The sequence below is a fragment of the Nostocoides sp. genome (assembly GCF_035343835.1).
GTDB lineage: Bacteria > Actinomycetota > Actinomycetes > Actinomycetales > Dermatophilaceae > Nostocoides_A > Nostocoides_A vanveenii.
Genome location: NZ_DAOQZV010000148.1, coordinates 1 through 7,929, shown reverse-complemented (window position 1 = coordinate 7,929; position 7,929 = coordinate 1). Strand labels below are relative to the sequence as shown.

The following is a 7,929-nucleotide window of genomic DNA, read 5'->3' as shown; positions in this document are numbered from 1 at the left end:
CCGGGGGCGGAGCCCCCGGAGGGCGAGCGAAGCGAGCTTGGTTTCCCGGAACAGACAGGCAGCGCTGGCGCAGCCCGCTCTCTGCCTGCCCGGGGGCTATTTGACTTCGCGGGTCAGCACGCGCCAGGCGCCGATGGCCATCGGGATGCCGATCCAGACCAGGCTGGATGTTCCGAGCTGAGCCCAGTTCTCGCCCGACATGGTGCCGGAGAAGAGCGGCTCGACGGTGCGGTTGAGGTCGAGCCAGGCACCGGCGGTGTCCAGCCTGGCGCTGATGCTGGACGCGATCGACCAGATCGTCGGCAGCAGGATCGAGGCCACGATCGCCAGGGGCGTGATCAGCAGGGCAAACCCGAAGGCCAGGCCCTGGATGACATAGATGGTCATTCCGGCGAGGATCCCGATCACCGACTGCCAGGTCATCGACCAGTCCGCGGGCACGTCGCGCACCGTGATCGCAATGAGGGTGGCCAGCGCCGCGGCAGCAAAGGCGGCCGCGATGACCACCAGGCCGAGGATGATGCCGGCGAGATTCTTCGCCAGGAGGACGCGGACTCGCCGCGGCTCCAGGGTGAAGGTCACCAGCCCGGTGCGCTGGGACCACTCCGCCGTGGCCGCCATGATCCCGACGATGGGCAGCAGCACGATGAGCGGGAAGGTGGTCAGCGCCACGAAGGAGGAGAAGTTCAGGCTCTCCCGGTCGCCCCAGATCAGATTGACGAGCACGACGAGCAGGGACACGGCCGACATCACGATGAGCATCCAGCGGCCGGCTCGGGTGTCGACCATCTTGCGCAGTTCGACGCGGACCAGCCGGGCGAACGGGATGCCTGGCGTCTGCTCGATCGCGGTGCGCTCGTGGGTCAGGTGGGAGGTGGTCGGGTCGAGGACGGCAGTCATGTCAGATCCTTTGTTGTCATGGCAGCGCCGAGACGGCGCGGAGGATGGTTGGGGCGGGGGGCCGGCATACGGCAGGAGCACGCGAGAGGGACGGGATTCACGCCGCGTCCTTCGCGGCGGCGGGGCCGGAGTCGCGCGCATCGGCGGCGGTGAGCGCGAGGAACATCTCCTCCAGACCCTCCGCACCTGAGGTCCGCAGCTCGGTCAGCACCACGCCGGCCTCCAGCGCCGCGCGGCCCACGGTCTCGGCATCGGTCTTGGCGACCACGCCGGTGCGATCGCCGGTGACCTCGACCCCCCGCGCCCGCAGGGCCGCGGCGAGGACGGCATTGTCGACGGAGTTGGCCCGCGTGCCCGCGGCTCCGAGCAGGTCGGCCTTCGACCCCTGGGCGACGATCCGACCACGCCCGATCATCACGAGGTCGTCGGCGATGATCTGCACCTCGTGCAGCAGGTGGCTCGACAGCAGGACGGTGCCGCCCTGGTCGGCATAGGCGCGCAGGAGCTGGCGCATCCAGTGAATCCCTTGCGGGTCAAGGCCGTTCGCCGGCTCGTCGAGGACCAGTACCTGCGGGTCGCCCATCAGCGCGCCGGCCAGGCCGAGGCGCTGGCGCATGCCGAGGGAGTAGTTGCGCACCCGCCGCTTGCTCTCCTCGTCGGTCAAGCCGACGAGTTGCAATGCGCTCTCGACGCGGGCCTTGGGCACCCCGATCTGCATCCCGATCAGGTGCAGCACCTCGCGCCCGGTGCGGCCGGGATGCTGGGCCGTGGCGTCGAGCATGACGCCCACGTGGCGCGCGGGATTGGGCAGGCTGGCATACGGGTGCCCGAGGATCGTCGAGCGGCCGCTGGTCGGCGGGGTCAGTCCGGTCATCATCCGCATGGCCGTTGACTTGCCGGCGCCGTTCGGGCCGAGGAATCCGGTGACCGATCCCGGGCGGGCTTCGAAGGTGATGGCGTCGACGGCGGTGAAGGTGCCGTAGCGCTTGGTGAGGTTCTCGACAGCGATCATGCATCCAGATTGCGCCGGCTGATGCGGCTGCCACATCAGCACTTCGACTCATCCGTGCTACGACTTTGGTCTATCGCGCCGGCCAACAGATCGACTCGGGGTGGCCCCGCACACCCCGCGAACCCGCCTAACGTTGGCGTATGACGATCCCCCGCGACCCCCCGAACCCGCCCCTCGGGCGCTGGGGCAAAACGTGGCGGGTCGCCTTCGTGGTCATCGTCGGCTTCCTGGCCTGGGTCACCGTGCGGTCGACCCTGCCAGACGACATCTCGCCGGCACTTCGCCTCTGGGCGATGCTGGGTGACCTGCTCGTCGGCATCGCGGCGGGGGTGCTGACGATCTGGCGGCGGCGCTGGCCGCTGCGGATCGCGCTGATCGTGACGCTCGCGGGAGCCGTGTCGACGTCCGCGGGCGGCGCCGTAATCCTCGTGCTCGCCTCGGTCGCGGCGCGCCGGCGCTGGCGTGAGCTGGCCTGGCTGATCCCGCTCAATATCGCTACCGGGGCGGCCAGCGAGCGCATCTACCCCTCCTTGGACGAGAACCGCCTGAACCTGATCCTCACGCTGATCATGATCACCCTGCTGGTTGCCGCCGTGACCGCCATCGGGTATGCCGTCGGCGGGCGCCGCGAGCTGGAGCGCGAGCGCGTGGAGTCCGCGCAGCGCGATCAGGAACGCCGGGTCGCGCAGGCTGCTGCCGGCGAACGGACGCGGATCGCTCGGGAGATGCATGACGTTCTCGCCCACCGGATTTCGCTCGTCGCCATGCACGCGGGCGCACTGAACTATCGCAAGGACCTCACACCAGAGCAGATGTCGCAGGCCCTGACGACCATCGAGACCAATGCCCATCAGGCCCTCGCCGATCTTCGAGAAGTCCTCGGCGTCCTGCGCGACGAGCGCGCGGACGCCGGTGCCCCCGAGCCTCCACAGCCCGATATTCGCGACGTCCCGCACCTGATCGCGGAGGCCGAGGGACTCGGCACCCGGATCACGTATGCCGATTCCACCGTCGGCGACGTGCCTCCCGTCCTGGGCCGAACGGCATACCGCGTGGTGCAGGAAGCGCTCACCAATGCGCGCAAGCACGCGCCCGGCACGGCGGTGCGGGTCTCGGTCAGCGGCGCGTCACCGGGCGGCCTGCAGATCGAGGTGCGCAATCCCCGCGCGCTGCAGCCGCTGGATCATGCCCTGCCCCGGTCGGGGCTGGGGCTGCTCGGCCTGCGGGAGCGGGTTGCGCTCGCCGGCGGCCTGCTGCGTCACGGCACCGAACCCGATGGCGGCTATCTCGTCTCGGCCTGGCTCCCGTGGCCGGCCGCCGAACCCACTCAAGGAGTATCCCGATGAGCGCGCCCATTCGCGTCGTCCTTGTCGACGATGACCCGATGGTTCGCACGGGACTCGGCCTGATCCTCGGCGGCGACCCGGGCATCGCCATCGTCGCCGAAGCGAAGGACGGCGAGGACGCCTTGGAGGTCGTCGCGCGGGAGCGTCCGGATGTCGTGCTGATGGACATCCGGATGCCGAGGCGCGACGGACTCAGCGCGACCGAACGCATTCTGGCGGGCCCGAATCCACCCCGGATCCTGGTTCTGACGACCTTCGATGCGGACGAGATGGTGTTGCGCGCCCTGCGCTCCGGCGCCGCGGGATTCCTTCTCAAGGACACCCCGCCGGCAGCTCTGGTCGAGGCCGTGCGGACGGTTGCCGCCGGCCAGCCGATGCTCTCACCGAGCGTCACGGCCACCCTGATCGCGGCCGTAGCGACGCCGGCCGAGCCGCCGGACACCGCGCGGGCGGACGCCAAGCGAAAGTTGGGATTGCTCACCGATCGGGAGTTGGAGGTTGCCCAGGCCATCGGGCGAGGGCGCTCGAACACCGAGATCGCGAGCGAGTTGTTCATGAGCGTGGCCACAGTGAAGGCCCATGTCGGGCGGATCTTCACCAAGCTCGACCTCGACAATCGCGTGCAGATCGCCATCCTGGTCCACGACGCCGACAGGTGAGACGTCGCCTCAATCGACCGGGGCCAGCACGCCGGAAATTCCGCCGAGTTTTCGGCGTGTCAGCCCCGGTCGCCTGCTGAGGCCGACGGCCCGATTTCCTGAGCCGGCAGAACGCCGGGCTAAAGTGTCGCCTCGTGCGCGTCGTGATCGCCAAATGCAGCGTGGACTATGACGGGCGGTTGACCGCCCACCTGCCGCTGGCGACCCGGCTGCTCATGGTCAAGGCCGACGGCTCGGTGCTGGTCCACAGCGACGGCGGGTCCTACAAGCCCCTGAACTGGATGTCGCCACCGTGCACGATGGCCGAGGTGGCGCCCGAGGCCGATGAAGCAGACGAGGGCGTTGCCGCGGTCTGGGTGGTGCGGCATACCAAATCGGACGATCGGCTCCGGGTGCGCATCCACGAGGTCATCTCGGACACCGCGCACGATCTCGGCGTCGATCCCGGCCTGGTCAAGGACGGCGTCGAGGCGCACTTGCAGGCGCTGCTGGCGGAACACATCCATACGCTCGGCGATGGGTACGCGCTGATTCGCCGGGAGTACATGACGGCCATCGGGCCGGTCGACATCCTGTGCCGCGACCAGAGCGGAATCACCGTCGCGGTCGAGATCAAGCGCCGCGGCGAGATCGACGGCGTCGAGCAGCTGACGCGGTATCTGGATCTGATGAATCGCGACCCGCTGCTGGCTCCGGTCACGGGAATCTTTGCGGCGCAACAGATTAAGCCGCAGGCGCGCACCCTCGCCGAAGACCGCGGCATCCGATGCGTGGTGCTCGACTACGACGCGCTCAAAGGCATCGACACCACCGACCACCGGCTCTTCTGACTCACCCCACGAAGTTCTCCGCTCCTTCCTCGCTGCGATACTTCGCGAGGACCCGGATATCGCCCCGACTCAGCACACCTTCGGGGACGTCGAGCAGGGTAGACCCTGCTGGAGGTCACCTAAATGCTGCTAGCAGGGTTTAGGAACAGGGGCCGGCGCCACGAAGTTCTGCGCGGGGGCAGCGTCAGACCACGTCTTTGCTCGCGGAGCCGGGCCAGGAGATGACGCGCCAGTCCTCGTCGCCGGCCTCGACCCGGGCCGGCACCGCGTTGGGCACGAACTGCAGGTAGGCCAGATCGTCGCGAACATTGATCGCCAGGCGGGGCACGACGAGCGACATGATGCCGCCGTGCGTGAAGATCAACACCTGCTCGCCTCGATGCTGGTCGGCGATCGTCGCCAACGCCTCTCGGAAGCGCGCAACCACCTCCGCACCCGACTCGCCCCCGGGGATGCGCGCGTCGAGATCGCCGCGGAACCACGCGTCATACACCTCGCGGGTGACCGGATCGTTCCACGGCTGACCGGCCCGTTCACCGACGCGAATCTCCTCGAGCCCCGCAAGCTCGCGGTGGCGCACCGAGAGTTCACTCGAAGCCAACACGCCCGACTCGACGGCCCGCTGCATCGGGCTGCTGTAGACCGCCGCGATCCGGCGATCAGCCAGGTCGTGTGCGCACTCGGTGACCTGGACCTGACCGGTCTCGGTCAACCAGCCACCCTCGTCCGACATCACGTGTGCGTGCGTGTACTCGGCGTCGCCGTGCCGGGCGATATAAAGGGTCGCGGGACAGTGCAAGCTCACCCCGCCAGTATGCCGCCCGGCACTGCCCGCCCCCGCCGAGCCCGCGCACGTGCAGCTAGCCAGCCCGGCAATCCGCGGGGTCGCCTCCATCCGCGACTCAGCACACATTAGGTGACCTCCAGCAGGTTCTACCCTGCTGGACGTCACCTAAACCCTGCTAGCAGAGGTTAGGTTCGCCGAGCGGATGATCTCCACGAAGCGCGCCATGATCTCGTTCAGGCCAAAGTCCTTGGGGGTGAAGACCGCGGCCACGCCGAGTTCGCGCAGCTTGGCGCCATCGGACTCGGGGATGATGCCGCCCACGACCACCGGAATCTCGCCGGCGTCGGCCGCGCGCAGCCCGGCGAGGATCTCCGGCACCAACTCCATATGCGAGCCCGACAGGATCGAGATGCCGACCAGGTGCACATCTTCCGACACTGCCGCCGCGACGATCTGGGCCGGCGTTAGGCGAATGCCCTGATAGACCACCTCGAAGCCGGCATCCCGCGCCCGGACCGCGATCTGCTCAGCGCCATTGCTGTGCCCATCCAACCCCGGCTTGGCGACCAGGATGCGCAACCGCTCCCCCAAAGCGCTGCCCAACTCGGCCACCTGCGCCCGCACGGCCTGCAACCCCTCGCCCGCCTCGGCAATGCCCACCGAGCCGGACACCCCGGTCGGGGCGCGGTACTCGCCGAACTCCTCGCGCAAGGCCCCGGCCCACTCCCCCGTGGTCACGTCGGCCCGCGCGCACTCCAGGCTGGCGGCCATCAGATTTACCCCGGATGCCGCGTCGGCGCGCAACCGCGCCAGCGCCGCGATCGCCCGGTCCCGGCGCTCTGGATCGGCATCGCGCTGCTCGCGCCACCGTCGCACGGCCGCCGCGGCGGCGGCCTCGACACCGGGATCGACGCTTTGGATCGCGGTGTCCAGGTCGGCGGTGAGCGGGTTGGGCTCGGTTGTCTCGAATTTGTTGACACCGACGACGATGTCCTCGCCCCGCTCGATCCGCGCTCGCCGATCGGCATGCGAGGCCACCAGCGCCGACTTCAGATACCCGCTCTCGACGGCGGCGACCGCCCCGCCGAGTTCGGCGATGCGCGCCATCTCGGCCTTGGCGCCATCGACCAACTCGGCCACCTTGGCGGCCACCACGGTCGAGCCCTCGAAAAGGTCGCCGTATTCGAGCAGATCCGACTCATAGGCCAGCACCTGCTGGATGCGCAGTGACCACTGCTGATCCCAGGGCCGCGGCAGACCGAGCGCCTCATTCCACGCCGGCAGTTGCACGGCACGCGCCCGGGCGTCCTTGGACAGCGTGACCGCGAGCATCTCCAGCACGATCCGCTGGATGTTGTTCTCCGGCTGGGCCTCGGTCAGGCCGAGCGAGTTGACCTGCACGCCATACCGGAACCGGCGCTGCTTGGGGTCGGCCACGGCATACCGCTCGCGGGTGATTTCCTCCCACAAGGCGACGAAGGCGCGCATCTTGCACATCTCCTCCACGAAACGCACGCCCGCGTTGACAAAGAAGGAGATCCGGGCGACGACTTCGCCGAACTCCTCGGGCGCCACAACCCCCGATTCGCGCACCGCATCGAGCACCGCCATCGCGGTGGACATGGCAAAGGCGATCTCCTGGACCGGCGTCGCGCCGGCCTCCTGCAGGTGATAGCTGCAGACATTGGTCGGGTTCCACTTCGGGATCTCTCGGACCGTGTAGGTGACAACGTCGGTGAGCAGCCGCATGGACGGCCCGGGCGGGAAGACATAGGTCCCGCGCGAGAGGTACTCCTTGATGATGTCGTTCTGCGTCGTCCCCGACAGTCGGTGCACCGCCGCCGTCGGATCCTCGCCCGCCGCCTCGGCCTGCTCCTCGGCGACGACCTGATACATAGCCAGCAGCCACATGGCCGTGGCGTTGATCGTCATCGAGGTATTCATCTCGACCAGCGGGATCGCGTCGAAGAGCGCCCGCATGTCACCGATGTGGCTGATGGGCACCCCGACCTTGCCCACCTCACCACGCGCGAGCACATGATCGGGGTCGTAGCCGGTCTGCGTGGGCAGATCGAAGGCAACCGAGAGACCCGTCTGCCCCTTGGCAAGATTGCGCCGGTAGAGCGCATTGCTCGCCGCGGCACTGGAGTGCCCGGCATAGGTGCGCATCACCCAGGGACGGTCGCGCTCGGGACGTGGGGTCGAGGCCTCGGACATGCTTGCGAAGCTACCCGCGCCACCCGGGCGGCGACACCCCACCCGGTGGTGAGTGTGCCCACACCCGAGCCCGTATGCCGTTCGCTCACCTCGCGAGCGCAGCGCCCCAGCCGCTGCGCCACGTCGCAAGCGACTGGCACGCGCCCGGTCGGCCGCGCGTCAAGGGTCCATCGTGCGC

At 68.9% G+C, this 7,929-nt stretch carries 7 protein-coding genes; 3 read left to right on the top strand and 4 right to left on the bottom strand.

Annotated elements, in window-relative coordinates; all coding sequences use genetic code 11:
• Nucleotides 1–96: 96 nt before the first annotated feature.
• The gene (locus PKH97_RS11035; protein WP_324387460.1) at nt 97–900 is read right to left on the bottom strand and encodes an ABC transporter permease; all 804 of its coding nucleotides are present in this window, start codon (nt 898–900) and stop codon (nt 97–99) included.
• Nucleotides 901–997: 97 nt separating this feature from the next.
• Nucleotides 998–1,912, bottom strand: a complete 915-nt coding sequence (locus PKH97_RS11030; protein ID WP_324387459.1) for an ATP-binding cassette domain-containing protein — start codon at nt 1,910–1,912, stop codon at nt 998–1,000.
• Nucleotides 1,913–2,052: 140 nt separating this feature from the next.
• On the opposite strand from PKH97_RS11030, the gene PKH97_RS11025 reads away from it, so the two are divergent.
• The 3 genes from PKH97_RS11025 (at nt 2,053) to nucS (ending at nt 4,747) form a co-directional block, all read left to right on the top strand.
• A complete protein-coding gene (locus tag PKH97_RS11025; RefSeq protein WP_324387458.1) occupies nt 2,053–3,258 on the top strand; it encodes a histidine kinase in 1,206 nt (401 codons plus the stop codon).
• On the top strand, nt 3,255–3,917 hold the full coding sequence (locus PKH97_RS11020; RefSeq protein WP_324387457.1) for a response regulator transcription factor: 663 nt from the start codon (nt 3,255–3,257) through the stop codon (nt 3,915–3,917). Before PKH97_RS11025 ends, PKH97_RS11020 begins: the two co-directional genes overlap by 4 nt.
• A 134-nt stretch (nt 3,918–4,051) precedes the next feature.
• On the top strand, nt 4,052–4,747 hold the full coding sequence (gene nucS / locus PKH97_RS11015; RefSeq protein ID WP_324387456.1) for an endonuclease NucS: 696 nt from the start codon (nt 4,052–4,054) through the stop codon (nt 4,745–4,747).
• Nucleotides 4,748–4,931: 184 nt separating this feature from the next.
• On the opposite strand, the gene PKH97_RS11010 is transcribed toward nucS, so the two are convergent.
• Both PKH97_RS11010 and PKH97_RS11005 read right to left on the bottom strand, forming a co-directional pair.
• Complete coding sequence (locus PKH97_RS11010; protein ID WP_324387455.1) at nt 4,932–5,552, bottom strand: histidine phosphatase family protein; 621 nt, start codon at nt 5,550–5,552, stop codon at nt 4,932–4,934.
• A 147-nt stretch (nt 5,553–5,699) separates the two neighbouring features.
• Nucleotides 5,700–7,703 (bottom strand): protein meaA, encoded by a 2,004-nt coding sequence (locus tag PKH97_RS11005; RefSeq protein ID WP_324387461.1) that lies wholly within the window; start codon nt 7,701–7,703, stop codon nt 5,700–5,702.
• Between the last annotated feature and the right edge of the window lie 226 nt (nt 7,704–7,929).

What these genes read in the sequence shown, in the direction of transcription:
- PKH97_RS11035 (WP_324387460.1), bottom strand. Translation starts at nt 900, where the DNA reads ATGACTGCCGTCCTCGACCCGACCACCTCCCACCTGACCCACGAGCGC.
- PKH97_RS11030 (WP_324387459.1), bottom strand. Translation starts at nt 1,912, where the DNA reads ATGATCGCTGTCGAGAACCTCACCAAGCGCTACGGCACCTTCACCGCC.
- PKH97_RS11025 (WP_324387458.1), top strand. Translation starts at nt 2,053, where the DNA reads ATGACGATCCCCCGCGACCCCCCGAACCCGCCCCTCGGGCGCTGGGGC.
- PKH97_RS11020 (WP_324387457.1), top strand. Translation starts at nt 3,255, where the DNA reads ATGAGCGCGCCCATTCGCGTCGTCCTTGTCGACGATGACCCGATGGTT.
- PKH97_RS11005 (WP_324387461.1), bottom strand. Translation starts at nt 7,703, where the DNA reads ATGCGCACCTATGCCGGGCACTCCAGTGCCGCGGCGAGCAATGCGCTC.